This is a genomic window from Bradyrhizobium sp. USDA 3256 (assembly GCF_054058275.1).
Window position 1 is genome coordinate 5,341,663 of the sequence record NZ_JBSSAE010000002.1, and the last position, 24,674, is coordinate 5,366,336.

The 24,674-nt window shown below is 65.6% G+C and carries 20 protein-coding genes; 11 read left to right on the forward strand and 9 right to left on the reverse strand.

The features are described 5' to 3' along the window. The first annotated feature begins 1 nt into the window (after nt 1). The 3 genes from glgX to treY are packed head-to-tail and all read left to right on the forward strand — an operon-like array spanning nt 2 to nt 6,607. Nucleotides 2-2,074 (forward strand): glycogen debranching protein GlgX, encoded by a 2,073-nt coding sequence (glgX, locus tag ACVWY5_RS27175; RefSeq protein ID WP_028332691.1) that lies wholly within the window; start codon nt 2-4, stop codon nt 2,072-2,074. Beyond that, nucleotides 2,071-3,822 (forward strand): malto-oligosyltrehalose trehalohydrolase, encoded by a 1,752-nt coding sequence (treZ, locus tag ACVWY5_RS27180; protein WP_028332692.1) that lies wholly within the window; start codon nt 2,071-2,073, stop codon nt 3,820-3,822. The genes glgX and treZ overlap by 4 nt, the downstream gene beginning before the upstream one ends. Before the next feature lie 4 nt (nt 3,823-3,826). Then, nucleotides 3,827-6,607: a malto-oligosyltrehalose synthase gene (gene treY, locus ACVWY5_RS27185; protein ID WP_028332693.1), complete on the forward strand. Its 2,781-nt coding sequence runs from the start codon at nt 3,827-3,829 to the stop codon at nt 6,605-6,607. Nucleotides 6,608-6,616: 9 nt separating this feature from the next. Here treY and ACVWY5_RS27190 read toward each other — a convergent pair whose 3' ends face one another. Then, on the reverse strand, nt 6,617-6,925 hold the full coding sequence (locus tag ACVWY5_RS27190) for a polyhydroxyalkanoic acid system family protein (protein ID WP_028332694.1): 309 nt from the start codon (nt 6,923-6,925) through the stop codon (nt 6,617-6,619). A gap of 168 nt (nt 6,926-7,093) precedes the next feature. Between ACVWY5_RS27190 and ACVWY5_RS27195 the strand changes: the two genes are divergently transcribed. Further along, nucleotides 7,094-7,258 (forward strand): DUF3309 family protein, encoded by a 165-nt coding sequence (locus ACVWY5_RS27195; protein WP_021080901.1) that lies wholly within the window; start codon nt 7,094-7,096, stop codon nt 7,256-7,258. Between the two features lie 175 nt (nt 7,259-7,433). On the opposite strand, the gene ligD is transcribed toward ACVWY5_RS27195, so the two are convergent. Continuing rightward, nucleotides 7,434-10,076: a DNA ligase D gene (gene ligD, locus ACVWY5_RS27200; RefSeq protein WP_051376032.1), complete on the reverse strand. Its 2,643-nt coding sequence runs from the start codon at nt 10,074-10,076 to the stop codon at nt 7,434-7,436. A gap of 116 nt (nt 10,077-10,192) precedes the next feature. Between ligD and ku the strand changes: the two genes are divergently transcribed. Continuing rightward, nucleotides 10,193-11,080 (forward strand): non-homologous end joining protein Ku, encoded by an 888-nt coding sequence (ku, locus tag ACVWY5_RS27205; protein WP_028332696.1) that lies wholly within the window; start codon nt 10,193-10,195, stop codon nt 11,078-11,080. A 109-nt stretch (nt 11,081-11,189) separates the two neighbouring features. On the opposite strand, the gene ACVWY5_RS27210 is transcribed toward ku, so the two are convergent. From ACVWY5_RS27210 to ACVWY5_RS27240, 7 genes are all read right to left on the reverse strand, one after another. Next, nucleotides 11,190-11,429: a DUF6496 domain-containing protein gene (locus ACVWY5_RS27210; RefSeq protein ID WP_028332697.1), complete on the reverse strand. Its 240-nt coding sequence runs from the start codon at nt 11,427-11,429 to the stop codon at nt 11,190-11,192. A gap of 84 nt (nt 11,430-11,513) precedes the next feature. Further along, nucleotides 11,514-12,203 (reverse strand): response regulator, encoded by a 690-nt coding sequence (locus ACVWY5_RS27215; protein ID WP_028332698.1) that lies wholly within the window; start codon nt 12,201-12,203, stop codon nt 11,514-11,516. After that, nucleotides 12,200-14,911 (reverse strand): sensor histidine kinase, encoded by a 2,712-nt coding sequence (locus ACVWY5_RS27220; protein WP_028332699.1) that lies wholly within the window; start codon nt 14,909-14,911, stop codon nt 12,200-12,202. Before ACVWY5_RS27220 ends, ACVWY5_RS27215 begins: the two co-directional genes overlap by 4 nt. Nucleotides 14,912-14,950: 39 nt before the next feature. Next, a complete protein-coding gene (locus ACVWY5_RS27225; protein WP_028332700.1) occupies nt 14,951-15,556 on the reverse strand; it encodes a K(+)-transporting ATPase subunit C in 606 nt (201 codons plus the stop codon). A 12-nt stretch (nt 15,557-15,568) separates the two neighbouring features. Further along, nucleotides 15,569-17,680, reverse strand: coding sequence for a potassium-transporting ATPase subunit KdpB (gene kdpB, locus ACVWY5_RS27230; protein ID WP_028332701.1), 2,112 nt, complete (start codon nt 17,678-17,680; stop codon nt 15,569-15,571). Nucleotides 17,681-17,703: 23 nt separating this feature from the next. Then, the gene (gene kdpA / locus ACVWY5_RS27235; protein WP_028332702.1) at nt 17,704-19,407 is read right to left on the reverse strand and encodes a potassium-transporting ATPase subunit KdpA; all 1,704 of its coding nucleotides are present in this window, start codon (nt 19,405-19,407) and stop codon (nt 17,704-17,706) included. 119 nt (nt 19,408-19,526) lie between these two features. Next, nucleotides 19,527-19,616, reverse strand: coding sequence for a K(+)-transporting ATPase subunit F (locus tag ACVWY5_RS27240; protein ID WP_016846764.1), 90 nt, complete (start codon nt 19,614-19,616; stop codon nt 19,527-19,529). Nucleotides 19,617-20,100: 484 nt separating this feature from the next. Here ACVWY5_RS27240 and ACVWY5_RS27245 point away from each other — a divergent pair, with 484 nt between their 5' ends. From ACVWY5_RS27245 to ACVWY5_RS27270, 6 genes are all read left to right on the forward strand, one after another. Next, entirely contained in the window at nt 20,101-20,565 is a 465-nt protein-coding gene (locus ACVWY5_RS27245; RefSeq protein ID WP_028332703.1) for a hypothetical protein, read from the forward strand. 13 nt (nt 20,566-20,578) lie between these two features. Further along, entirely contained in the window at nt 20,579-20,854 is a 276-nt protein-coding gene (locus ACVWY5_RS27250; RefSeq protein ID WP_028332704.1) for a hypothetical protein, read from the forward strand. A 174-nt stretch (nt 20,855-21,028) separates the two neighbouring features. Further along, the gene (locus tag ACVWY5_RS27255; RefSeq protein ID WP_028352033.1) at nt 21,029-21,283 is read left to right on the forward strand and encodes a hypothetical protein; all 255 of its coding nucleotides are present in this window, start codon (nt 21,029-21,031) and stop codon (nt 21,281-21,283) included. A gap of 7 nt (nt 21,284-21,290) precedes the next feature. Beyond that, entirely contained in the window at nt 21,291-22,220 is a 930-nt protein-coding gene (gene dapA, locus ACVWY5_RS27260) for a 4-hydroxy-tetrahydrodipicolinate synthase (protein WP_028332705.1), read from the forward strand. Between the two features lie 99 nt (nt 22,221-22,319). Continuing rightward, nucleotides 22,320-23,744 carry an NfeD family protein gene (locus ACVWY5_RS27265; protein WP_038377250.1) on the forward strand — a complete coding sequence of 475 codons (1,425 nt, stop codon included), beginning with the start codon at nt 22,320-22,322 and terminating at the stop codon, nt 23,742-23,744. Beyond that, nucleotides 23,741-24,502, forward strand: coding sequence for a slipin family protein (locus tag ACVWY5_RS27270; RefSeq protein ID WP_028332707.1), 762 nt, complete (start codon nt 23,741-23,743; stop codon nt 24,500-24,502). The genes ACVWY5_RS27265 and ACVWY5_RS27270 overlap by 4 nt, the downstream gene beginning before the upstream one ends. Nucleotides 24,503-24,674 lie beyond the last annotated feature (172 nt).

The window sequence follows — 24,674 nt, forward strand, 5'->3', positions numbered from 1 at the left end:
GATGCGACTGACCGGGGGTACGTCCGCACGGCTCGGTGCAAGCTGGGACGGCAGAGGCACCAATTTTGCGCTGTTCTCGGCGAATGCGGAGAAGGTGGAGCTGTGCCTGTTCGACGGCCAGGGCCGCCGCGAGCTCGAGCGGATCGAGATGCCGGAGCGCACCGAGGACGTCTGGCACTGCTATCTCAACGACGTCTCGCCGGGCCAGCTCTACGGCTATCGCGTCTACGGGCCCTACGCGCCGGAGCGCGGCCATCGCTTCAACGCCAACAAGCTGCTGCTCGATCCCTACGCCAAGCGGCTCGCCGGCCGGCTGGTATGGAGCGATGCGCATTTCGCCTACCGCACCGGCAGCGCGCGCGAGGACCTCTCGTTCGACCGGCGCGACAATGCCCGCGGCATGCCGAAGGCGGTCGTGGTCGACGAGACCTTCAACTGGGGACGCCGCGAGATCCGGCCGCACATTCCCTGGGAAGACACCATCATCTATGAGGCTCACGTCAAGGGCCTGACGCAGAAGCGCGAGGACGTGCCGCCGAACCTGCGCGGCACTTATGGCGGATTGTCGTCGCCGGCGATGATCGCCCACCTCAAGCGGCTCGGCGTCACCACCATCGAGCTGTTGCCGATCCACGGCCTGATCGACGACCGTATCCTGGTCGAGAAGAAACTGGCGAACTACTGGGGTTACAACACCATCGCCTTCTTCGCGCCGGAGGCACGCTACGCCCAGGACAATGCACTCGATTCCTTCCGCACCACGGTGGCGCGGCTGCACGATGCCGGCATCGAGGTGCTGCTCGACGTCGTCTACAACCACACCGCCGAGGGTAACCATATGGGCCCGACGCTGTGCTTCCGCGGCATCGACAATGCCTCTTACTACTGGCTGAACCGCGAGAACCCGCGCTTCTACGACGACTTCACCGGCTGCGGCAGCTCGGTCAACCTCACCCATCCGCGCGTGCTGCAGATGGTGATGGATTCGCTGCGCTACTGGGTCGAGGTCTGCCATGTCGACGGCTTCCGCTTCGATCTGGCTACCACGCTGGCGCGCGGGCCGAACGGGTTCGATCGCAACCACCCCTTCCTCACCGCGATCCGCCAGGACCCGGTGCTGGCAACCGCCAAGATGGTCGCCGAACCCTGGGACCTCGGTCTCGGCGGCTACCAGGTCGGTGCGTTTCCATCGCAATGGTCGGAATGGAATGATCGCTATCGCAGCGCGATGCGGCGCTACTGGAGCGGCGAAGGCAGCCTGATCGGCGACATCTCGGGCCGCATGACTGCGTCGTCGGATTTGTTTCACCACGACAACCGCGCGACCCGCGCCAGCGTCAACCACATCACGGTACATGACGGCTTCACGCTCGCCGATCTCTTCAGCTACAACGAGAAGCACAACGAGGCCAACGGCGAGGACAATCGCGACGGCTCCAACGACAACCATAGCAACAATTGCGGCCATGAGGGCCCGACCGACGATCCCGCCATCATCGCGCTGCGCCGCCAGCTCAGGAAGAATGCGCTGGCCTGCCTGCTGCTGGCGCAAGGGACGCCGCTGATCCTCGCCGGCGACGAGGTCGCCAACACGCAAGGTGGCAACAACAACGCCTATTGCCAGGACAACGAGACCGGCTGGATCGGCTGGGAGAACCTCGACACCGACGACGACGCCATCAATTTCATCGGCCACCTGACCGCGCTGCGCCAGCGCTTCGGCCAGATCCGCTGCCAGCGCTGGCTCGACGGCCGCCGCACCGACGGCAGCTACGGTGTGCTCTGGCTGACGCCGGCAGCGGAGGAGATGAAGGAATCCGACTGGAAATTCCCGGAGAGCCGATTCCTCGCCTATGTGCTGGGGCCGATGGAACCAGGACAGGCGCCGATCTTTATCGTGCTCAATGCCGCACCGCAGGAGATCGTGTTCAGGATGCCGAGGATGGCGGAATATAAGAGCTGGCGGCAGGTCTTGAACACGACCAAGGCCGAGCAAACGGCTGAGCAGTTCGCATCCGGCGCCGATACCAGGGCACCGCCGCGCTCGGTGCTGGCATTTGCAGGCTCCACATGAATAGACAACATTTCGGCGCCGAGCTGACACCTGACGGCACGCGCTTCCGGCTCTGGGCGCCGGCGGCCAAGCGCGTCGACCTGCTGATCGACAAACCGCATACGCTCACGCGCGATGCGGCCGGCTGGTACGTCGCCGAGATCCCGGGCGCACGCGCCGGCACGCGTTACAAATTCCGCATCGATGACGAAGTCGATGTGCCGGATCCCGCCTCCGCATTCCAGCCGGACGACGTGTTCGGCCCGAGCGAGGTGATCGACCACGCCGCCTTCAAGTGGCGCGCGACGGACTGGCGCGGCCGTCCCTGGCACGAGGCCGTCGTCCTCGAGGCCCATGTCGGCACCTTCACACGAGAGGGTACTTATCGCGCCATGATCGACAAGCTCGATCATCTCGTGGCGACCGGCATCACCGCGCTCGAGCTGATGCCGCTGGCGGATTTCGCCGGGAAGCGCAACTGGGGCTATGACGGCGTGCTGTGGTACGCACCCGACAGCGCCTACGGCCGTCCCGAGGACCTCAAGACCCTGATAGACGAAGCGCATCTGCGCGGGCTGATGGTGATGCTCGACGTGGTCTATAACCATTTCGGGCCCGAGGGAAATTATCTCGGCCGCTATGCGCCGACCTTTTTCAGTAACGCGCACACCCCGTGGGGCAGCGCGATCGACTATCGCGTGCCCGAGGTGCGTGCGTTTGCGATCGGCAGCGTGGTGAGCTGGCTGCGCGACTATCGCTTCGACGGGCTGCGGTTCGATGCGGTCAACACCATCGTCGAAGCCGGCGAAGTCTCCGTGCTCCATGACTTCAGCAAGGCCGCCGGCAAGCTCGCCACCGAGACCGGCCGCTACATTAACCTCGTGCTCGAGAACGGCGACAACATTGCAAGCCTGCTCGATGCCGCCGAGGATCCGCCGCACGGCAAATTCCGCGGCCAGTGGAACGACGACTATCATCACGCCTGGCACGTGCTGCTGACCGGCGAGACCCAGGGCTATTATGGCGACTACCGGGCGCCGAAGCAGGACCTCGCACGCGCGCTGTCGTCCGGCTACATCTACCAGGGCGAAGTCTCTGAGTTCTGGGGCGGCAAGGCCCGCGGCGAGCCGAGCGGTATGCTGTCGCCGACCTGCTTCATCAACTTCCTGCAGAACCACGATCAGATCGGCAACCGGCCGCTCGGCGATCGTCTCGTCAGCATTGCCCGGCCGGAGGCGGTCGCGGCGGCACTGGCGGTGACGCTGATCGCGCCGACCACGCCGATGCTGTTCATGGGCGAGGAATGGGGCGCGACAACGCCCTTCCCGTTCTTCTGCGATTTCAAGGGCGATCTAGCCAATGCCGTCCGCGCCGGACGGCGCAAGGAGTTCGCCTGGGCCTATGCCAAATACGGCGACGACATTCCCGACCCGCTTGCCGACGAAACGGTGCGATCGGCCGTGCTCGACTGGGCGGCGCTCGGCCATGATCCGGCGCGTGCGCGGCTTGCGCTGGTGCGCGACCTGCTCGCCGTGCGCCGGCAGCAGATCATGCCGCGGCTCAGAGGGTGCCGTTTCGGCGATGCCATCGTGGCCGGCGACCTGTTGACGGCGCATTGGCAGATGGGCGACGGCGGCACGTTGCGGCTGACAGCCAATTTGTCCGATCGCGACATCCCCGATGGACCGAAGCCGAAGGGAACTGCGATCTGGGGCGGCGCGTTGTCGAGCGACCTCCCCGGCTGGGCGGTGCGCTGGCACATCGGATAGCACAATGCCTCCGGCGATCCCGATCGCGACCTACCGACTGCAACTCACTGCCGATTTCGACTTCGATGCCGCCGCCGGCGTGACGCCCTATCTGAAGGCGCTCGGGATCAGCCATGTCTATGCGTCGCCCTTCATGAAGGCGCGCAAGGGCTCGACCCACGGCTATGACGTCGTCGACCACACCAAATTCAATCCGGAGCTCGGCGGCGAGGAGGGCTTTGCGCGGCTGAGCGACGCATTGAAGCGCCATGATCTCGGCCTGATCCTGGATTTCGTGCCGAACCATGTCGGCGTTCACTTCGCCGACAATCCGTGGTGGCTCGATGTGCTGGAATGGGGACCGGTGTCGCCGCACGCGATCTCCTTCGACATCGACTGGGACCAGCTACCCTATCGCGCGCGCGGCGGCGTGCTGTTGCCGATCCTCGGTTCGTCCTATGGCCAGGCGCTGGAGCGCGGCGACATCGAGCTGCGCTATGACGCGAACGAGGGCAGCTTCTCGGCCTGGTATTTCGAGCACCGCCTGCCGATCGCGCCGGAGCGCTATGGCGAGGTGCTGCGCACCGTCGTCCGCGAGGCCGCGGCCGAAGACAGCCCGACCGGACGCGCGATACTCGAGCTCGCCGCGCAATACCGGGGGCCGCGTCATCCCAACCGCGCCGAAGCGCCGGCGCTGAAGGCGGCGATCAAGGCGATCGAGGGCGGCGCCGACATCATCGCACGCGGCCTCGATGCCTATCGCGCCGGTGAGGACCGCCCGACCCAGACGCTGGCGCTGCATCATCTGCTGGAACGCCAGCACTACAAGCTCGGCCACTGGCGGCTGGCGTCCAGCGACATCAACTATCGCCGCTTCTTCGACGTCAACACGCTGGCCGGCCTCCGGGTCGAGGACGCCGCTACGTTCGAGGCGAGCCATAGCCTCGTCAAGCGGCTGATCGCCGAAGACCGGCTGCAGGGCCTGCGGCTCGACCATATCGACGGCCTGCGCGATCCAGCGCAGTATTTCCAGCGGCTGCGCCGTCTGGTCCGCTCCGCGCAGGGCGCGAAGACCAGGCCGTTCTACATGGTGATCGAGAAGATCCTCGGCGAGGACGAGAAGCTGCCGAAATTCAGCGGTGTTCACGGCACCACCGGCTATGAATGGATGAACACGATCAGCCAGGCACTGGTCGACGGTCGCGGCCTCGATCCACTCAACGAGATCTGGCGCCAGATCAGCAACCAGTCGCCGAACCTGACGCCGGTGTTGCGCGAGGCCAAGCAGCGCGTACTGGAGACGCTGCTCACCAGCGAATTCACCGTGCTGGCGCGGCTGCTCGCGCGCATTGCCAGCGGTCACTACTCGACCCGCGACTTCTCCGGCGACAGTCTGCGGCAGGCGCTCGAGCTCTATGTGCTGCACTTTCCGGTCTATCGAACCTATCTCACCGCCTCGGGACCAGCCGCGCATGACCGCACGCTGATCAGCGAGACCATCAAGCGCGCCCGCGCCGACTGGTTCGCCGCCGATGAAGGCATCTTCGATTTCCTGCGCGATGCCTTGACCATGGACCTATTGCAGCCCGGCCGGCCGCCGCATGGCGCGCCGCGGGTCCGCCGCTTCGCGCTGAAGGTGCAGCAATTCACCGGGCCGATGATGGCGAAGTCGCTGGAGGATACCGCCTTCTATCGCTATCACCGGCTGCTGGCGCTCAACGAAGTCGGCGGCGATCCGGCGGCGAGCGCGATCGCGCCCGAGACCTTCCACGCCATGATGCAGGCCCGCGCCCGCGAATGGCCGCACGGCATGACGGCGACCGCGACCCACGACACCAAGCGCGGCGAGGACGCCCGCGCCCGCATCATGGCGCTTGCGGAAATCCCTGGCGAATGGACCAGCGCGGTGGCGCGCTGGAAAGTGCTGAATGCGCCGCATCTGGTGCTCGACGGCGAGATGCGCGCGCCATCGGCGACGTTCGAATACATGCTGTATCAGGCCCTGCTCGGTGCCTGGGATCCCGATGATGCGTCGCTCGCCGCCCGCATCCAGGCGTACGCGCTGAAGGCGGCGCGCGAGGGTAAGCAGGAAACCAGCTGGCTCAATCCGCACGAGCCTTACGAGGCGGGCGTGAAAGCCTTCATCGAGCGGATCCTCGATCGCAAGGCCTCACCCGAATTTCTCCAAGCGCTGGACACGCTCGCGCAACGGACCGCGTTGATCGGCGCGCTGAATTCGCTCAGCCAGATCACGCTGAAGGCAACCATGCCGGGCGTGCCGGATTTCTACCAGGGCACCGAAAGCTGGGATCTTTCGCTGGTCGATCCGGACAACCGCCGCCCGGTCGACTTTACCGAACGGGCAGGAATGCTCGCCGCACTGGAGATGCCGGATTGGGATGCGCTGGCGCAAAACTGGCGCGACGGCCGTCTCAAATTCGCATGGACGCGGCATCTGCTACGGCTCCGCAGCGAGATGGCCGATGTGTTCACCAGCGGCGACTACGTGCCGCTCGCCGTCAGCGGCCCGCACCGCGATCACGTCATTGCCTTCGCGCGACGCCATGGCCGCGAGGCGGCCATCGTTGCGGTGGCAAGATCATTCGCCCCGTTCACGCAGGGCGGCCGCAGCTGGCCGCGCCCCGGAGCTTTTGAGGGTGAAATCGACGCAGCTGGATATGCGCTCAGGGATGGCGCAACCAGGATTCAGCTCCCGGAACTGTTCGGCAATCTGCCGGTTGCCGTGCTCAAGACAAGGGTCGCGGGGACGAAACGCACCGCCAAGCAGGCGCGCTCGCACGCCTGACGTCCTGCGTCAGCGCTTGGTCAGCAGCAATTGCCCGCGCTTGCGGATCGCCGCCTGCGCGACCTCGGCGAACCGTTGCAGCAGCCACGGCAGCGTCACCTCGACCCGCACATGGGCATCCTCGACATCGACATGCCCGGCCGCGACCTGCCCCAGCGCCCGGACGCGAAAGCTCATCCGGTTGTCGTCCCAGCGCTCCTCCTCGACGCTCATGACCGGCAGGTTCGCCGTCGCGCGCGACAGGCCCGTTTTCAAGCGGCGCATCGCCTCGTCGCGGCCGAGGCTATGGGGTATCGAAACGATCAGCGGCGCCGACATTGCGATGCACTCCTCCGTGGATTTCGTTGATGTAGTTCTGTTCCAAGGCAAACGGAAGAACCACACAGGTTTATCGCACCGCCAGCTCCGGAACCTTCACAGTTACGGGTTGTTTTCCTTCCCGAAGGGCAGAAACGAGACGGGCCCGCGGGGCTGAGGAGACGCTAGATGTCAATTGGAACGATCATTCTCATCATCCTGGTCATTGCGCTGCTTGGCGGCTTCAGCGGCATCGGCGGCGGACCGTTTTACGGCACCGGCTATTACGGCGGCGGCGGGCTCGGCCTGGTCATCGTGATCCTGCTGATCCTGCTCCTGCTCGGACGATTGTAGCGCGTGGCGCCACTGCGCCCGATGATCCACATCAACGACTGTCATCACCCGCGCAAGCGGGTGATCCAGTATTCCAGAGACGTTTGCGATTGAACCGATAAGCCGCCGCGTACTGGATACCCCGCTTCCGCGGGGTATGACGAACCAAGCCAGCGGCGCGCTTGCCCAACAGTTTCTACTGCGCCGCGAGCTTCTTCATCGCCGATTTGATCGACGACGCTGCGTCCTCGTAGCCGTCCCAGGCCTTCGTCTTCGCGAGCAAGGCCGGCACGGTGCGCAGCGTGAATTTCTTCGGATCGAGATCACCGCGCAGCTGCGACCAGGTCAGCGGCATCGACACCGTCGCCCCCGGACGCGCCCGCGGCGACAACACCGCGACTGCCGTCGACATCCTGTCGTTGCGCAAATAGTCGAGGAAGATCTTTCCCGTGCGCTTGGCCTTGGACATGTTGATCAGATAGCGCTCGGGATCGTCCTGCGCCATCCACTGGCAGATCGCCTGCGCGAACGCCTTGGCCTCCTTCCACGTCACCTTGTCCCTGCTGCCTGCGAGCAGCGGCGTGACGACGTGCAGACCCTTGCCGCCGGTGGTCTTGCAGAAGCTTTCGAGGCCGACCGCGGTCAGCCGTTGCCGCATATCCTTGGCGGCGTCGATCACGTCGGTGAACGCGACATCGGGCGCGGGATCGAGATCGAACACCAGCCGGCCCGGCGTGTCATAGGCATCCGGCGCGCAATTCCAGGGATGCAGTTCGAGGCCGCCGAGCTGCGCGACCGCCGCCAGGCCCTCGATCTGGTCGATCTGCAAATAGGGTTTGCGGTCGCCCGAGACCTTCGCAAGCTTGAGCAATTTTGATGTGCCGGCCATCGCATGGCGCTGGAAGAAGGTCTCGCCCTTGATGCCGTCGGGCGCACGCACGATCGAGCACGGCCGGCCCTTGAGATAGGAAATCATCCATTCGCCAACCGCCTCGAAATAGTTCGCGAGGTCGAGCTTGGTCACCGGCTCGCCATCGCCCGCATCAGGCCACAGCGCCTTGTCCGGGTGCGAGATGACGACACCCATCACCTCGCTGGACGCCTTCCCGGCGCCCTTCTTCGCCACGCCCTTGGCCATCGGCTTCACCACTTTGGTTACAACCGGCCGCTCGGCCTCGACCTCGTGCGCCGGCTTGTCCTGGCGCAGGCCCTTGAAGGCGGCCTGGCGGATATTGCCGGCGTCGGTCCAGCCGGCGAACTCGATCTCGGCGACCAGCTCCGGCTTGAGCCAGTGCACGTCGCGGGTCTTCTTCGGCGCGTCCTTGCCGCCGAACGGGCTCTTGTCCGCCTCCGCCGCCTTCAGCGCCGGCATGATGCGGCGGACCGTGTCCTGGCCGAAGCCGGTGCCGACGATGCCGACAAAAGCCAGATGATCGCCGCGATAGACGCCCGCCATCAGCGAGCGGAATTTGCCATTGGTGGTCTTCCAGCCGCCGAGCACCACCTCATGGCCGGCGCGGATTTTTGCCTTGGTCCAGTCGTCGGAGCGGCCGGAACGATAGGCACCGTCGAGCCGCTTGGAGACGATGCCCTCGAGGCCGAGCTTGCGCGCGGATTCGAGCACCGCCTCGCCGCGCTGCTCGAAATGTTCGACATAGCGGATCAGGAGGTTCTTGCCCTTGCGCGCCGCGAGCAACTGCTTCAGCCGCGTCTTGCGCTCGGCGAGCGGCAGCGGGCGCAGGTCTTCGATGCCGGCGAACAGCAGGTCGAAGGCGTAGAAGATCAGCCGATCCGTCTTGCCGTCGGAGAGCGCAGCCTGCAGCGTCGAAAAATGCGGCGTGCCGTTCTTGTCGAGCGCGACGATCTCGCCATCGATCAGCGCGTCCGGCAGCTTCGAAGCCTCCTTCACGATCGCGCCGAACTTGACGGTCCAGTCGAGCCCCTTGCGGGTCTTCAGCACGGCCTCGCCGTCCTCAACGCGAAGCTGCACGCGGTAACCGTCGAACTTGATCTCGTGGCACCAGCCCGTGCCATTGGGTGGAGACTCCACCGCGGCGCAGAGCTGCGGCGCGACGAAATCGGGCATCTCCGATACCTGCTTCGGTTTCGCCTGCCGCGCCACTTTCAGCCGCTCCTTGGGCGCCGGCGCCTTGGTCCTGGCGCGCGCGTCCGCAGCCATGCCGTGGTTGGACTGCCAGACCGCGTCCGCCTTGGCCTTGCCGTTGCCCTTGGCCAGCATGAACGGCTTGGGCGCCCGGCCCTTGCCGGCAGCGATCTGCGCCATCGAGCGTCCGGAAGCGACCGAACGGTCCTCGTCGAGGACCTCCTCGCCGTTGCCGTCAACGGCATATTCGTCGCGGTGCTTGATCAGGAGCCAGTTGGTGCGCTTGCCGCCAAAGCGGTCGCCCTTCATCCGCACCAGTACCCAGCTGCCGTGCAGCTTGTCGCCCTCAAGCGTGAACTTCAGGTCGCCCTTCTTGAAGCCGCGCTCGGGATCGTCCGATTCCCAGGTGCCGCGATCCCACAGTTGCACCGTGCCGCCGCCATACTGGCCTTCGGGAATGGTGCCTTCGAAATCGCCATAGTCGAGCGGATGATCCTCGACCTCCACCGCCAGCCGCTTGTCATGCGGATCGAGCGAAGGCCCGCGCGTCACCGCCCAGGACTTGAAGACGCCGTCGAATTCGAGCCGCAGATCGTAATGCAACCGCGTCGCGTCGTGCTTCTGGATGACGAAGCGCCGCTGCTTGCTGGGTGCGACCTTGACGTCGCCTGACGGCTCGCTGGTCTTCTCGAAGTCGCGCTTCTTGCGATAGGTGGACAGGTTTCTCAGCGACACAACAAACCTCGGCAAACCCTCGGCGCAAACGACGGCCGCCGCCTCCGTGCGGCCATCAGGAACCAAAACCCACGGTATCCGTTCAAGTTCCAAACTCAAGCTGTTTGGAGGCGATCATGGCCGCTCCCCGCGCCTACTGGAAAGGCACGCTCAAGCTCTCGCTGGTGTCATGTCCGGTGGCGCTCTACCCGGCCTCGACCGCGGTCGAGAAGACCCGCTTCCACATGATCAACCGGGAGACCGGCAACCGGCTGAAGCAGCAGATGGTCGATACCGAGACCGGCGACGTTGTCGAGGGCGACCAGAAGGGCCGCGGCTACGAGGTCAGCAAGGGCAAATATGTCGAGATCGAGAAGGACGAGCTCGAAGCGGTCCAGATCGAGAGCAACCATACCATCGACATCGACAGCTTCGTGCCCGAGGGCGAGATCGACAAGCGCTATCTCGACCACCCCTACTACATCAGGCCCGACGGCAAGGCCGGCGTCGACGCGTTCGCGGTGATCCGCGACGCCATGAAGGATCAGGACCGCGTCGCGCTGGCGCGGATCGTGCTGACCAACCGCGAGCATGTGATCGCGATCGAGCCGCTCGACAAGGGCATGCTCGGCACCACCCTGCGCTACCCCTACGAGCTGCGCGACGCCGACGATTATTTCGACGACATCAAGAGCCCGAAGGTCACGAAAGACATGATCGAGCTCGCCGGCCATATCCTCGACAGCAAGGCCGCGCATTTCGATCCGTCGAAATTCAAGGACGAGTATGAGTCCGCACTGAAGGCCCTGGTCCGCCGCAAGGCCGCCGGCAAGCCGATCAAGGCCGCCGAGCGCGAGGAGAAGCCAAGCAACGTCGTGAGCCTGATGGACGCCCTGCAGCAGAGCCTCAAGGGCGGCAAGAGCGGCGCAAGGCGCTCGCGCTCCACCGCGCGCCGCCCGACCTCGCATCGCCGCGCCGCCAAGAAAACGCACAGGTCAAACGCGCGGCGACGCAAGGCGGGGTGAGGCAAATTTCACTCGTCATGCCCGGGCTTGCCCGGGCATCCATCGACTTGGTCAGAACGACGTGGATGGCCGGGTCAAGCCCGGCCGTTACGAAGCAGGCAGCCTAACCCTACTTCTTCTTCGAGCTCTTCCGCTTCTTGGCTGTCTTGCGCTTCTTCGCCGTCTTCTTGGACGACTTCTTCGGGACCTTCCTGCCCTTGGCGCGCGCCTCGGACAGACCGATCGCGATCGCCTGCTTGCGGCTCTTCACCTTCTTCTTGGAACGGCCGCTGCGCAGCGTGCCGGCCTTGCGTTTCTTCATCGCGCCCTCGACATCGCGCGATGCCTTCCGCGAATATTTCCTTGCCATGGTTTCTCTCCCGGTGAGGGAAAGTAATCCTCGCCGCGAGCAATGGTTCCAGATCGCGGGTTGTGAGCCGTCCGGCGCTTGTGCCTAGTCCGCCGCGCGCAGCCGATAGCCGATGCCGGTCTCGGTCAGCACGAATTGCGGACGCTCCGGGTCGGCCTCGATCTTCTGGCGAAGCTGGCGCACATAGACGCGCAGATATTGCGCGTCGGTCAGTTCGTCCCACAATTCCTTCAAGAGGAAGCGGTGGGTCAGCACCTTGCCGGCATGCTGAACCAGCACGCGCAACAGGTCATATTCCTTCGGCGACAGCTTGATCTCCCTGTCACCGACCTTGACGATCCGGCGCACCAGGTCGACCGAGAGATCGCCGGAGCGGAACACCGGCCGCTCGCCCTGCACCTGCAACTGGTGCCGCAGCGCCGCGCGTAGCCGCGCCAGCAATTCGTCCATGCCGAACGGCTTGGTCAGGTAGTCGTCGGCGCCGAGGTCGAGCGCCTGCACCTTGCCGGCCTCGTCGCCACGGCTCGATAGCACCACGATCGGGACGCTCTCATTGCGTCCACGGATCATGCGCAGGAGGTCATGGCCCTGGATGTCGGGCAATCCGAGGTCGAGGATGATCAGCGCCGGTCCCTCACCCAGCATCTCCAGCGCCAGCTTGCCGTTGGATGCCTCGAGGATGTCATAGCCCTGCGTACTCAGCCCCATCCGCAGCAGCTTGCGGATCGGCGGCTCGTCGTCGATGACCAGGACCTTGATCGGCGTCGCGTTCATGCAGCAGTGTCCAGCGCGTTGGTGTCGGCGGGGATCGGCAGGCGGATGGTGATGACGGCGCCGCTGCGGTCGGCGCGGTTGGCCGCCGCGATCGTGCCGCGCATCGCCTCGACGAAGCCGCGCGAGATCGCAAGCCCGAGGCCGGTGCCGGGACGGACATGGTCGCCCTTCTCGGCGCGATAGAATTTGTCGAACACGCTCTCGAGCTCGGCCGCGGGAATCCCGTTGCCTTCATCGAGGATCTGCAGCGCGATGGTGTCGCGATCGCGGGCGCCGCGGATCGAGATCGTGGTGTCCGATGGGGCGTATTTGGCGGCGTTGTCGAGCAGGTTGAACAGCACCTGCTCGAACAGCACGGCGTCGAGCTCCAGCATCGGCAGGTCGGCCGCGAGCTCCAGCGATACCCGGTGATGCACCAGGATCTTGCCCGCCCGGCGCAGCGCGCTGCCGACGATCTCGCCGACATCATGGCGCGCCGTATTCGGCACGATCGCACCGGATTCCAGCTTGGTCATGTCGAGCAGATTGGCGATGAACCGATTCAGCCGCTCGGACTCGTCGATCACGGTGGCCAGCAGATCGTGCTTCTGCGCATCGCTCAGGTTGGCGCCGAGGTCGCGCAGCGCCGAGGCCGAGCCGAGCACCGAAGCCAGCGGCGTCTTGAGATCGTGCGAGATCGAGGTCAGGAGCGCGCCGCGCAGCCGGTCGGATTCCACCGTGCGCTTGACGCGATCCATGTCCTCGACCAGCAGCACGCGCTCGATCGCCAGCGCGCCCTGGTCGACCAGCGCATCGAGCAGCCGGCGCTGGTCCGGCGTCAAGAGCGGCCCGGTGCGGTCGTCGTCGATGCCGATCACGCCGATCGGGCCGCGGCCGGTGCGCATCGGCAGGAACAGCCGTTTGCCGCCCGGCAGCGTGTCGGAGCCGCGGCCGGCCGGGCGATCGTTGCCCCAAGCCCAGTTGGCGGCGGCGAGATCGGCCTGGTCGAGCTGATCCTCCGGCGGATAGCCGCTCTTGACGGTCAGCATCCCGTCCTCCGGCAGCAGCAGCACCACGCGCACCTTGAGCATCAGCGCAATCTGGTAGGCGGTCGCCCACAGCACGTCGTCCAGCGTCGCGGTGCCGGCGAGCTTGCGGCTGAAGGCGTAGAGCGACTCGGTGGTGCGGACCCGGCTGATTGCGGTGTCGGCCTGGGTGCGCACCCGCGCCGCGACGTTGGAGACCAGGAGCGCGATCAGCATGAAGAAGAAGAACGCCGCGACATTGGTCGGGTCGGTGATGGTGAAGGTATAGACCGGCGGCAGGAAGAAGAAATTGTAGCACAGCGAGGCCGCGACGCTCGCCAGCAGCGACGGCCCGAGGCCGTAGCGCGCGGCGGCGCCGACCACGGCGGTGAGGAAGACGAGGTCGACATTCTCGATGCCGAAGAACGGCTGGATCAGCTTGGCCGCGCCGAGCCCGAGCGCCGCCAGCAGCAGCGCCATCAGATAGGGCCGCGGATTGAACGGCTCCTGCCGCTGCGCGGTCTGCACCGCCGCCTTGCCGACCGGCAGCTCGTCGCCGGCGATCACGTTGACGCTGATATTGCCGGCGCGGCGCACCAGATCGTGCACCACGGACCCATGCGTCAGCTCGAACCAGCGCGAGCGCGTCGACTTGCCGATGATGATCTGGGTGACGTTGTTGGCCTGGGCGAAATTGATAACGTCGTCTGCAATGCGGCGGCCGACGCCTGGCAGCGTCAGCGCCTCGCCGCCGAGCGATTCCGCGAGCCGCATGGTGTCGGCCAGCCGGTCGCGCTGCTCGTCGGAAAGTTGCAGGCTGCGCCGCGTCTCGATGCTGACCGCGGTCCATTGCGCATGCAGCCGGTCGGCGAGGCGCTTGGTGTAGCGCACGAGGCCAGCCGCGCGCGGATCCTCGCTCAGGCAGACCAGGATGCGCTCGCCGGCGGCCCAGGGTCCGGCAATCGCATTGGCCTGCATGTGGTTGAGCAGCTGCTCGTCGACCCGCTCGGCGGTGCGGCGCAGCGCCAGCTCGCGCAGCGCGGTGAGATTGCCGGGCGAGAAATAGTGTTCCAGCGCCCGTTCGGCTTGTCTCGGCACATAGACCTTGCCCTCCTTCAGCCGCTGGATCAGGTCGTCGGGCGTCAGGTCGATCAGCTCGATGGCATCGGCGCGATCGACCACCGAGTCGGGCACCGTCTCGCGCACCCGCACATGGGTGATCTGCGCGACGACGTCGTTGAGGCTCTCGATGTGCTGGATGTTGATCGCGGTGTAGACGTCGATGCCGTGCGACAGCAGTTCCTCGACGTCGAGGTAGCGCTTGGGATGCCGGCTGCCCGGCGCGTTGGTATGGGCGAGCTCGTCGACCAGCGCGAGCTGCGGCCGCCGCGCGATCAATGCGTCGAGGTCCATCTCCTCGAGCGTCTGGTCGCGATAGGTTAGCCGCTTCCGCGGCAGCACCTCGAGGCCCTTCAGCAGCGTCTCGGTCTCGACCCGACCGTGGGTTTCGACGACGCCGACCACGACGTCGACGCCCGCCTTGAGGCGGGCGTGGGCGCTCGAGAGCATCTCGTAGGTCTTGCCGACGCCGGGGGCGGCGCCGATGAAGATCTTCAGCCGTCCCGATCGATCGGTCTCCCGGCGCGCCGCCTCCAGCAGCGCATCCGGCGAGGGTCGTTTGTCAGGGTCGCGCTGATTGGCCATAGCGCAATATAGTCATCCTGCGAGGGCCAGCCTACTCCCCTATTTCGGCTTTGCCGCGTCGAGCGCCAGGTTGAGCGCAAGAACGTTAACACGGGGCTCGCCGATTACGCCGGCGAAGCGGCCCTGCGTGTTCTGCGTCACCAGCTCGCGCACCGCGTCCTCGGACATGCTGCGCGCCTTGGCGACCCGCGGCACCTGGAACAGCGCGGCGTCCGGCGAGATATCCGGATCGAGCCCGCTGCCCGACGCGGTCACAAGATCGACCGGCACGCTGGCGGACGGGTTCTCCGCCTTCAGCTTCTCGACATCCTCCTTGACCCGGTCGTTCAGCGCCTTGCTGGTCGGGCCGAGGTTGGAGCCGCCGGAATTGGCCGCGTTGTACGGCGCCGGCACTGTCTTGGAGGCATCGTTCGGATCGGGCGCGACCGTCGCCGACGGCCGGCCGTGGAAGTATTTATCTTCCTTGAACTCCTGCCCGATCAGGGCGGAGCCGATCACCTTGCCGTCCTGCTCGATCAGGCTGCCTTGCGCCTGCCGCGGGAAGATGACGCCGGCGATCCCGGTGATGGCGAGCGGATAAGCAAGGCCGGTGATCGCGGTCAGCAGGACCAGCACGAGGATGGCGGGGCGGATTTCTTTCAACATGATTGCGGCTCCTTAAGCCAGGCCCAGAGCGGCGACGACGAGGTCGATCGCCTTGATGCCGATGAACGGGATGATGATGCCGCCGAGGCCGTAGATCATCAGGTTGCGGCCGAGCAGCGCGCCGGCACCGACCGCGCGATACTTGACGCCCTTCAACGCCAAGGGAATCAGCGCGATGATGATCAGCGCGTTGAAGATGATCGCCGACAGGATCGCGCTCTGCGGGCTCGCCAGGTGCATGACGTTCAGCACCTGGAGCTGTGGATAGAACGCGAGGAACATCGCGGGGATGATCGCAAAATATTTTGCGACGTCGTTGGCGATCGAGAACGTGGTCAGCGCGCCGCGGGTCATCAGCAGCTGCTTGCCGATCTCGACCACCTCGATCAGCTTGGTCGGGTTGGAATCGAGGTCGACCATGTTGCCGGCCTCGCGGGCGGCCTGCGTGCCGGTGTTCATGGCGACGCCGACATCGGCCTGCGCGAGCGCCGGTGCGTCGTTGGTGCCGTCGCCGCACATCGCGACCAGCTTGCCCTTGGACTGCTCGTCGCGGATCAGCTTGAGCTTGTCCTCGGGGGTTGCCTGCGCCAGGAAGTCGTCGACGCCGGCCTCGGCCGCGATCGCGGCCGCGGTCATCGGGTTGTCGCCGGTGATCATCACGGTGCGTATACCCATCCGGCGCAGCTCGGCAAAGCGCTCGCGGATGCCGCCCTTGACGATGTCCTTCAGATGCACGACGCCGAGCAGCTTGCCGTCCTTGGCGACGGCCAGCGGCGTGCCGCCGGCCTTGGCGATCTCGTCGGCGATCGACTGGATCTCGCGCGCTTCAGCGCTCATCGTCGCCGCGACCGCGCGGACGGTGTTGCCCGAGGCGACGGTGCGGGGCGAGCCGCCGTCGACATAGGCGAGGATGGCGTCGACCGCGCCCTTGCGGACCGACGAGGAGCCTGCATCGATGCCGCTCATGCGGGTCTGCGCGGTGAACGGCACGAAGGTCGCGGCAAGCTCATGCATGTCACGGCCGCGAATGCCGTATTTCTCCTTGGCCAGCACCACGATCGAGCGGCCTTCCGGCGTCTCGTCGGCCAGCGAGGCAAGCTGCGCCGCGTCGGCAAGGTCCTGCTCGGCGACGCCGCGGATCGGACGGAATGCGGTCGCCTGGCGGTTGCCGAGCGTGATGGTGCCGGTCTTGTCCAGCAGCAGCGTGTCGACGTCGCCGGCGGCCTCCACCGCGCGGCCGGACATCGCCAGAACGTTGAAGCGCACCAGGCGGTCCATGCCGGCGATGCCGATCGCCGACAATAGCGCGCCGATCGTGGTCGGGATCAGCGTCACGAACAGCGCCACCAGCACCACGACCGAGATCGAGCCGCCGGCATAGGCCGCATAGCTCGGGATCGTCACCGTCGCGAACACGAAGATGATGGTGAGGCCGGCCAGCAGGATGTTGAGCGCGATCTCGTTCGGCGTCTTCTGCCGCTCGGCACCCTCCACCAGCTTGATCATGCGGTCGATGAAGGTCGAGCCCTGGGCTGCGGTGATGCGGACGCGAATCCAGTCCGACAGCACCTGGGTGCCGCCGGTGACCGCGGAACGATCGCCGCCGGACTCGCGGATCACAGGCGCGGATTCACCCGTGATTGCGGCTTCATTGACCGAGGCCACGCCTTCGATCACCTCGCCGTCGGACGGAATGTTGTCGCCGGCCTCGACCAGCACGACGTCGCCGACCTTCAGCGAGGTGCCGGGCACCATGCGATAGGTCCGGTCGGTGCCGGTGAGCAGCTTGGCCTGGCTCTCGGTGCGGGTCTTCTTCAACGATTCCGCCTGCGCCTTGCCACGGCCTTCGGCGACGGCCTCGGCGAAGTTGGCGAACAGCACCGTGAACCAGAGCCAGAGGATGATCTGGAAGGTGAAGCCGAGATTGGCGCTGCCGGTGACGAGGTCGCGGACGAAGATCACGGTGGTCAACGCGGCCACGACCTCGACCACGAACATCACGGGGTTCTTCGCCATCAGCCGGGGATCGAGCTTGACGAAGGCCGAGCGGATCGCCGGCACCAGGATCTTCGGGTCGAACATGGTCGACGCCGTCACCTGCTTTTGCAGTCTTGTGGTTTCCATGGTTGTCACTCCGGACAATTCGATCAGAACAGGGTGTTGGCGTTCATGGCGAGGTGCTCGACGATCGGCCCGAGCGCCAGCGCCGGGAAGAAGGTGAGACCGCCGATGATCAGGATCACGCCGATGACGAGGCCGACGAACAGCCCGCCGGTGGTCGGGAAGGTGCCCGCCGAGGCCGGGATCGACTTCTTCTCGACCAGCGAACCCGCGATCGCCATCGCCGGCACGATCATGAAGAAGCGGCCGACGAACATCGCGGAAGCGAGCGTCAGATTGTAGAACAGGGTGTTGCCGGTGAGGCCCGCGAAGGCCGAGCCGTTATTGCCGGTGGCCGAGGTGAACGCGTACAGCACCTCGGTGAAGCCATGCGGGCCGGAGTTCGCCATCGAGGCCACCGCCGACGGCAGTACCACGCCGACCGCGGTCCAGCCGAGATACATCAGCGGCAGCACCAGGATCGCGAGCATCGCCATCTTGACCTCGCGCGCCTCGATCTTCTTGCCGACATATTCCGGAGTGCGGCCGACCATCAGGCCGGCGACGAAGATCGCAAGCACGACGAACAGCAGCATGCCGTAGAAGCCGGCGCCGACGCCGCCGATGATGACCTCGCCGAGCTGCATGTTGATCAGCGGGATCATGCCGCCGAGCGCGGTGAAGCTGTCATGCATGGCATTGACCGCGCCGCAGGAGGCGGCAGTCGTGACGACGGCGAACAGCGAGGACGCGACGATGCCGAAGCGGAGCTCCTTGCCCTCCATGTTGCCGCCGGTGAGGCCGAGCGCGTGCAGCGCCGAGGTGCCGTTGGCTTCCGCCCAATAGGTGACGGTGACGCCGGCGACGAACAGGATGCCCATCACGGCGAAGATCGCCCAGCCCTGGCGTTCGTTGCCGACCATGCGGCCGAACACGTTGGTCATGGCGGCGCCGAGCGCGAAGATCGAGACCATCTGCACGAGGTTCGACAGCGCGGTCGGATTCTCGAACGGATGCGCGGCGTTGGCGTTGAAGAAGCCGCCGCCATTGGTGCCGAGCATCTTGATCGCGACCTGCGAGGCCACCGGCCCGAGCGCGATGGTCTGCTTGCCGCCCTCCAGCGTGGTGGCGTCGACATAGGCGCCGAGCGTCTGCGGCATGCCCTGCCAGACCAGGAACAGCGCGTAGACGACGCAGATCGGCAGCAGCACGTAGAGCGTGCAGCGCGTGACGTCGACCCAGAAATTGCCGACGGTGCGCATCGACGAGCGGGTGAAGCCGCGGATCAGCGCCATCGCCAGCGCGATGCCGGTCGCCGCCGACAGGAAGTTCTGGTGGGTCAGGCCGACCATCTGGACCAGATAGGACAGCGTGCTCTCGCCGCCGTAGTTCTGCCAGTTGGTGTTGGTGATGAAGGAGATCGCGGTGTTGAAGGAAAGGTCCTCGGCGACCGCCGATTGCCCGGCCGGATTGAACGGCAGCACCGCCTGCAGCCGCATCAGGCCGTAGATGATGGCGAAGCCGCCGACATGGAACAGCAGCATGGCGACCGTATAGGTCAGCCAGTGTTGCTCACGGCGCTCGTCGACGCCGCCGACCCAGTAGATGCCGCGCTCGACCGGGCGCAGCACGGGCGACAGGAAGGTGCGCTCGCCGTTGAACACGCGGGTCATGTACCAGCCGAGCGGTTTGACCAGCGCGGCAACGATCGCGCAGAACAGAATAATTTGAATCCAGCCGATGACGGTCATTGCGTCAAACCTTTCGAATGGGAGCGAAGCGCAGCATCGACGCGAACAAGCCGAGCAACAGCCCGGTCAGCACCGCGTCGGCTAACAGAATTGTGCAAAGCGTTGACATCGCGGGCCGCCTAGAAGCGTTCGGGCCGCAGCAATGCGTAAGTGAGGTAGAACAGCAGGCCGAGCGAGACGAGGCCGGCGAGCGAGTAATCGAAGATCATCGCCGCCTCCCCTATAGCCGTTCGCAGGCGTAGGCGTAGCCGATGCCGGCCGCAAAGAAGCCGACCGCAAGCGCCGCCATGAGAATGTCCATCATGAGAGACTCCTATGCGTCCGAGGAGGCGCGGTGGGCGACCGTATAAGCGCTCCGCGCCGGATGGCCGTGAGGTGCCATCCGGGGCATAGGTTTTCGAGAGGTGGCGAATAAGGACGTTATAGGAATCCTATAAAGGTGGCAGGCGCTCTCCGCAGTCGTCCCGGCGAAAGCCAGGACCCATAACCACAGGGCCGAGTTTTGCGATGGCTGGGGCCCCAACCTGATCTCACAAGCAGATTCGGTGGCAATGGTTCCTCCGCCAGGACGACAGCTTGGTCTTTATGGAATCCCTATATCTCCGTCCCCCGCCTCATCTCGTTTTCAAATGGCGGTCCGGCCATTTTTGGCTTGCGGCCAATACCCCGGGCCGCGCAAGACGAGATGACGCCATGTCAGTGCTTTCCCAAAACACCTCCATCGATCTCGGCGAACGGCTGCGCGACGCCTATGCGGTCACAGCCGAATTCATGGCCGACATCATCAGCCAGACCTGCCGGCGCTTTCCCTCGGTCGGACAGAGCGGCAAGACCCGCCGGGTCGAGCGGCTGATCCAGTCAGGCGCCTGGACCGACGCCGCGATCGCGCTGCTCGATCTGGAACTGCCGCAATGGCAGATCCGCCGCCTGGTCTATGACGAGGGCGAGTGGCACTGCGCATTGTCGCGCGAACGCGAGCTGCCCGACTGGCTCGACCAGTCGATCGAGACTCACCACACCGATCTTGCGCTTGCGATCCTCAGCGCCTTCGTCGAGGCGCAGCGGATCTCCGCACACGATAGCCGAACCAGCGTGCCGACGGTGCGTCGCGACACGCGGGCGCTGTACGAGCCGCTGTTCGTCGACAATATCGGCTGATGGCGGCGCGGCCGTGGACACCAAACAACTGCCGCGGCAGCTGCAGTCGGTCCAGGTCATGGTCCGGTTCGGCTTCCGGCTTGCCATCATGATCGGCTTTGCCGTGTTCGCCGGCGCCGGCTTCGGCAAGGGCCTCGTCACGTTGTTGTGGATGTCGGCCGTGATCTGCGCCTTTGCCGGGATCGCCAAGCGCGAAATGCCGTTTGCCGCAAACCTCAACCACTGGGACGAGATGACCGCCTATGTCGCGCTGTGTGCGCTCGGCACCGGCATCGTCCAGCGCCTCTAGACCATCCCCACAAATCCTATGCCGCTCCTATGAAGTCGGTCGTCCTTCGCGCTCGATTTCATATCCGGCAAATCAGACATTGATCGCGTGACCGTGACTGAAGCGTGTTCGAACGAACCGGATACCGGTTCGCGTGAGGAAAACGCGTCAGAAACAACAAGAAGGACCACCACCGTGAAACTCGTCGAACCTCCCTCGTGTAGCGCCGCGTCCACCGTCGTCTTCATCGGCCGCAACCATCGCGGCCAGTGGGTCGCCCAGCAACAGAACGGCCTCTATGGCGGCCTGTTCGTCAACCGCGCCCAGGCCCTCAAATACGCGCTGTTCGAGAACGGCCAGCATCCTGAAATGATCGTCGAGTTGTCGCGAGAGATCGAGCTCGATATGCGCGGCGAGACCGCGAGCTTCCCCGCAAGCCGCGTGGCATGAGCCACCCATGACCTGGCAAACGGCTGCAAAAGCCGACCTGGCCGGATGGCTGTCGGGCTTCATCCCCGATCTTCCGACCCCCTTCAACCATCGGGGCGAGATCGACGCGGACGCGTTCGGCCGGCTGTGCGAGCGCCAGATCGCGGCGGGTGCCACCGCGCTGGTGGTCGGCGAGACCGCAGGTGAAAGCGCGACGCTGGAGCCTGCGGAACGCGCGCAGCTCGTCCGCATCACGGCCGACGTCGCGCGCAAGCGGGTCCGCATCATCGCTGGCGCCGGATCGAATGCGACCGGTCATGCCGTCACGCTGACCCGGGCCGTGGAAGCGGCCGGCGCCGACGCCGTCATGTCGGTCGTGCCCTATTACAACAAGCCGATGCCACAGGGCACGGCGACGCATTTCCGCGCCGTCGCCGCGGCCACTACCCTGCCTGTCATCCTGCACGACATTCCGTCGCGCACGGTCAAGGGCCTTGCCGACGAGACGCTGCTCGAGCTCGCCGCATCGCCGCGCTTCGTGGGTTTACGCGACGGCAGCGGTGACGTTGCCCGGCTGGCGCGCCTGCGCTCACGCCTGCCGGCGACATTCCGGATGCTGACCGGCGACGATGCCTCCTCGCTGGCCTGGCTCGCCACCGGTGGCGATGGCTGCATCTCGGTCGTGACGAACGTCGCGCCCGATCTATACGTGGCCGTTCACAGGCATTTCCGCGAGGGACGATTGTATCAGGCGCGGGAGTTGCACCAGCGGCTGGTGCCGCTTGCGACCTTGCTGGAGCGCGAGCATCCCGCCGCATTGAAGTTCGCGCTGGCGCTTCTGGGATTCATGCAGCCGGCGACGCGGCTGCCGATCGTGCAATTGAACGGGTCGGCAAAGGCCGAGGTCTCGCAGGCGATGGCTGAGCTTGCCGACGAGTACCTCGCAGCCGCGCATTGAGATTTGCCGACCCGACATATGCCATCGCAATGCACAATGCGATCAGCGCACGGTGCCCGTGACACGACGCCAACTTGAGGTTCCGAAACGGCGCCCCATATGCACGGCAAGGGAGTGCTTGCCGTGCACACCACCTTCAAGGCGGCCCTCGTTGTTGCGACCGTCCTGGTCGCGCTGATTATCTCCATCCGTCCCGGTCCGGCCGCGGACAACAGCCGTCTTGCTCTGACCATTTCAATCGACGGGGCCATCGGGCCGGCAGCAGCCAGCTACGTCAAGGACGGCCTGGCCAAGGCTGCCGAGCGTCGCGCCGAAATTGTCATCCTGCGTTTGAATACCCCAGGCGGTCTCAGCACCAGCATGCGTGAGATCATCGCCGACGTGCTGGCCTCGCCCGTTCCCGTGGTCGGCTACGTTGCGCCATCCGGCGCCCATGCCGCGAGCGCCGGGACCTATATCCTCTATGCGACCCATCTCGCGGCCATGGCGCCCGGCACCAATATCGGCGCCGCGACGCCGGTGCAGATTGGCGGCCCGATACCGGGGCTGCCGGGCGGCACCCCGGACAAGGGCGGCAAGGACCAGAAGGACGGCGGCCATCCGTCCGAAACCAAGGATGCCATGACCGCGAAGGCGACGAATGATGCCGTTGCCTTCATCCGCAGCCTCGCCGAATTGCGCGGTCGCAATGCCGACTGGGCCGAGAAGGCGGTGCGCGATGCCGCCACCCTCTCTGCCAACGCCGCGCTGCAAGCCAACGTCATCGATCTCACCGCGCGCGACCCGGCCGACCTGCTCAGGCAGGTCGATGGCCGGACGATCGAGCTCCCCGGCGGCAAGACGCAACGCCTGGCGACCAGGGACGCCGCGATCGAGGCCATCGATCCAACCTGGATCGCGCGCGCGCTTGCGGTCATCACCGACCCCAACATCGCATTCATTCTCCTGATGGTCGGCATCTATGGCCTGATCTTCGAGTTCATGTCGCCCGGTGCCGTGGCGCCGGGGGTTGTCGGGACGATCTGCCTGCTGCTCGGCCTCTACGCACTCAACATGCTGCCGATCAACTACGCCGGCTTCGCCCTGATGCTGGTCGGGATCGCGCTGCTCGCAATCGAGGCCTTCAACCCGACCGTCGTGATCGGCCTCGGAGGAATCGTCGCCTTCGTGCTTGGAGCAGCCATGCTGTTTCGGATCGAGGCGCCCGGATACCGGCTGTCATGGCCGGTCATCGGCATCGTCGCCGCGATGTTCACGGGGCTCATTCTCGTCGTGCTCGGCGCGCTGCGCCGCGCGCGCAAGGGCCCGGTGCGGATCGGTGCGCAAGCCATGCGCGGGCTATCGGCCGAGGTGCTCGACTGGTCGGAGACCACAGGTCACGTCTTCACCAACGGCGAACGCTGGCAAGCGCGCAGCACCGAGACATTCACCGCGGGAGACACGGTCGAGGTCGCCAACATCATCGATTTGACGCTGGTGGTACGGCGTGCGCCGGCCTCTCCCGGCGAAGGAGGTACAGCATGATGCTTGATTATTTCACCTATGCGGCGATCGCGCTGCTGATCATCGTATTCCTGACCCAGGCCGTGCGCGTGCTGCGCGAATACGAGCGCGGCGTCATTTTCACGCTCGGCCGCTTCACCGGGGTGAAGGGTCCGGGGCTCATCATCCTGATTCCGGTGGTGCAGCAGCTGGTGAAGGTCGATCTCAGGGTGGTGGTGCAGGTGGTGCCGCCACAGGACGTGATTTCCCGCGATAACGTCTCGGTCAAGGTCAACGCCGTGCTCTACTTCCGCATCGTCGATCCCGAGCGCGCCATCATCAAGGTCAGCGACTACATGGCTGCGACCAGCCAGCTTGCGCAGACCACGCTGCGCTCGGTGCTCGGCAAGCACGAGCTCGACGAGATGCTGGCGGAGCGCGACAAGTTGAACGCCGATATCCAGGAGACCCTCGACAGGCAAACCGACGTCTGGGGCATCAAGGTCACCGGGGTCGAGATTAAGGATATCGATCTCAATGAGACGATGGTGCGGGCGATCGCCAAGCAGGCCGAGGCCGAGCGGCTGCGACGCGCCAAGGTGATCAACGCGATGGGCGAGCAACAGGCCGCCGAGAAGCTGGTCGAGGCCGGCCGGATCCTCGCCCAGGAGCCGCAGGCGATGCAGCTGCGCTACTTCGCAGCGCTGCACGACATTGCCGGCGAGCGCTCCTCCACCGTGGTCTTCCCGCTGCCGATGAACCTGCTCGATCATCTGGCGCCGCGACGTGAAGCGACGTGAACTGGTCTGCTAAAGCGTGATGAGATTGGGCTGTGTAGCGACTACGACGGCACCGCGCTCCCTTTCCCCGCTCTTGCGGGGAGAGGGTTGGGGTGAGGGGCCGTCTCCGCTTACACGGTGATAGCTACGTTTGCGGGGGCTCCCCCTCACCCGGAACGCATCTGACGATGCG